Annotated in this window: 2 rRNA genes; both read right to left on the bottom strand. The window is 54.2% G+C overall.

The features are described from left to right. Positions 1-52: 52 nt before the first annotated feature. Positions 53-160 (bottom strand): 5S ribosomal RNA (gene rrf, locus UXI14_RS17920). 208 nt (positions 161-368) lie between these two features. Next, positions 369-3,214: ribosomal RNA gene (locus tag UXI14_RS17915) — 23S ribosomal RNA — on the bottom strand. Positions 3,215-3,335: the final 121 nt, after the last annotated feature.

Here is a 3,335-nt window from a genome sequence, read left to right as displayed (position 1 = left end):
AAAAAAAGGGCAAAAAAAAGCCCCGATGTCCGTCCGGGCATCGGGGCTCAAAAGAAGGCGGCGACCTACTCTCCCACTTGCGTAGTACCATCGGCGCTGGCGGGCTTAACTGCTCTGTTCGGAATGGGAAGAGGTGAGCCCCGTCGCTGTAACCACCTTAAACTGTTAGTCACAAAGTTCTCATGTAGAAAGTCTATAAAGCAATAGAACACCTTCAACTTTATACTTGTAACTTTTTAACTGCAGCTTCGCTGCCTATAAGTTAACATATCGAGATAAAGAACGCGTTTTCGAAAAAGCACCCTGGAACGGGACGTAAAAAAAAAGAGTTGGCGCCCCCCGCCCTTTGCCAAGGCGGGGGACTGGCGTACATAAGCCTACGGGCTATTAGTACCACTCGGCTGCGGACATTACTGCCCTTGCACCTGTGGCCTATCGACGTGGTCGTCTCCCACGGCCCTTTAAAGAAATCTCATCTCGTGGCGGGTTTCGCGCTTATATGCTTTCAGCGCTTATCCCTTCCCAACATAGCTACGCTGCGGTGCCCCTGGCGGGACAACAGCTGCACCAGCGGTTGGTCCGACTCGGTCCTCTCGTACTAGAGTCAGGTCCACCCAAATTTCTAACGCCCACTGTAGATAGAGACCGAACTGTCTCACGACGTTCTGAACCCAGCTCGCGTGCCACTTTAATGGGCGAACAGCCCAACCCTTGGGACCTTCTCCAGCCCCAGGATGTGACGAGCCGACATCGAGGTGCCAAACCCCCCCGTCGATGTGAGCTCTTGGGGGAGATCAGCCTGTTATCCCCGGCGTACCTTTTATCCTTTGAGCGATGGCCCTTCCATGCGGAACCACCGGATCACTATGCTCTACTTTCGTACCTGATCGACTTGTGGGTCTCCCAGTCAAGCCCCCTTGTGCCATTGCACTCTGCGCACGGTTACCAAGCGTGCTGAGGGGACCTTTAGAAGCCTCCGTTACTCTTTTGGAGGCGACCACCCCAGTCAAACTACCCACCACGCAATGTCCCCCGGAAAACGGGGTTAGGCTCCGAACAAGCAAAGGGTGGTATTTCAACAACGGCTCGCACGTACCTGGCGGTACGCGGTCAAGGCCTCCCACCTATCCTACACATCACTTGTCCAAAGTCAATACGAAGCTATAGTAAAGGTGCACGGGGTCTTTTCGTCCCACAGCGGGTAATCGGCATCTTCACCGATACTACAATTTCACCGAGCTCATGGCCGAGACAGTGTCCAGATCGTTACACCATTCGTGCAGGTCGGAACTTACCCGACAAGGAATTTCGCTACCTTAGGACCGTTATAGTTACGGCCGCCGTTTACCGGGGCTTCAGTTCGATGCCTCGCCGAAGCTAACATCTCCCCTTAACCTTCCGGCACCGGGCAGGTGTCAGGCCCTATACGTCATCTTTCGATTTAGCAGAGCCCTGTGTTTTTGATAAACAGTCGCCTGGACCCTTTCACTGCGGCCACGCCAAAGGCGTGGCGACCTTTCTCCCGAAGTTACAGGTCTATTTTGCCTAGTTCCTTAGCCATGAATCTCTCGAGCGCCTTAGAATACTCATCCCAACCACCTGTGTCGGTTTACGGTACAGGCCGCACATATCGCTTTTCTTGGAAGCCGCTACCATGGGTTATCGCCGCGGCCGTAGCCTTGGCGTACTATCTCCCGCTCGCGCGGGATTCAACGTGCTATTCCGTCAGCACGCACCATGTCCGCTGCTCCGTCACTTTTATCTATGTGCGGGTACAGGAATATTAACCTGTTGTCCATCCACTGCCCCTTTCGGGTCCGCGTTAGGCCCTGACTGACCCCCGGCTGATTAGCATAGCCGGGGAAACCTTGGTCTTTCGGCGTGCGGGTTTCTCGCCCGCATTATCGTTACTTATGCCTACATTTTCTTTTCCAAACGGTCCAGCCCGCCTCGCGGCAGGCCTTCTGCCCCTTTGGAATGCTCCCCTACCTCCCGACTCGACGTCGGGACCACGGCTTCGGTGGCATGCTTATGCCCGATTATTATCCATGCCCGGTCGCTCGACTAGTGAGCTGTTACGCACTCTTTAAATGAATGGCTGCTTCCAAGCCAACATCCTAGCTGTCTGAGCAACCGGACCGCGTTTGTCCAACTTAGCATGCACTTGGGGACCTTAGCCGGTGGTCCGGGTTCTTTCCCTCTCGGACATGGACCTTAGCACCCATGCCCTCACTGCGCACAAACGTTTTATAGCATTCGGAGTTTGTCGGGAATTGGTAGGCGGTGAAGCCCCCGCATCCAATCAGTAGCTCTACCTCTATAAAACTATGTGCACGCTGCACCTAAATGCATTTCGGGGAGTACGAGCTATTTCCGAGTTTGATTGGCCTTTCACCCCTACCCACAGGTCATCCCAAGACTTTTCAACGTCAACGGGTTCGGGCCTCCACTGTGCGTTACCACAGCTTCACCCTGCCCATGGGTAGATCACACGGTTTCGCGTCTACTACTACCAACTCAAGCGCCCTGTTAAGACTCGCTTTCGCTGCGGATCCGGTGCCGAACACCTTAACCTCGCTGGTAAAAGTAACTCGTAGGCTCATTATGCAAAAGGCACGCCGTCACCCTGAAACAAGTTCAGGGCTCCGACCGCTTGTAGGCGCATGGTTTCAGGATCTGTTTCACTCCCCTGTTCGGGGTTCTTTTCACCTTTCCCTCACGGTACTGGTACACTATCGGTCTCCCAGGAGTATTTAGCCTTGGCGGATGGTCCCGCCCGATTCGTACAGGGTTTCACGTGCCCCGCACTACTCAGGATACTGCTATCGGTAACGGTCTTTTCTTGTACGGGACTATCACCCCCTACGGTCTGTCTTTCCAAACAGTTCCAATTCATAACGCACCGAATCCCGCAGTCCTACTACCCCGCGCCTGCCGTAACAGGCACGGTTTGGGCTGTTCCGCGTTCGCTCGCCGCTACTGGCGGAATCACTCTTGTTTTCTTCTCCTCTGCCTACTTAGATGTTTCAGTTCGGCAGGTTCGCCTCCCGAAACTAGTTCGGGATACCACGCCTTCAGCGTGGTGGGTTGCCCCATTCGGATACCCGCGGATCAAAGTGTATGTGCCACTACCCGCGGATTTTCGCAGCTTATCGCGTCCTTCATCGCCTCTGGGAGCCCAGGCATCCCCCATGCGCCCTTATACAGCTTATTGTACTTTTTGCTCTTTTATCCTGTCCTCGGGCCGCCCCGCCCGTGCGGCGGGAAGGCCCTCTTTACTTAAGATTCTTTTTTTCTCTCGTATCTCTTTATCTCAATATGTCAATGAACTTTCA

It is taken from the genome of Galbibacter sp. PAP.153, assembly GCF_037029175.1.
Lineage (GTDB): Bacteria > Bacteroidota > Bacteroidia > Flavobacteriales > Flavobacteriaceae > Galbibacter > Galbibacter pacificus.
The sequence above is the reverse complement of the archived record's forward strand: the minus strand, read 5'-3'. Positions and strand labels throughout refer to the sequence as shown.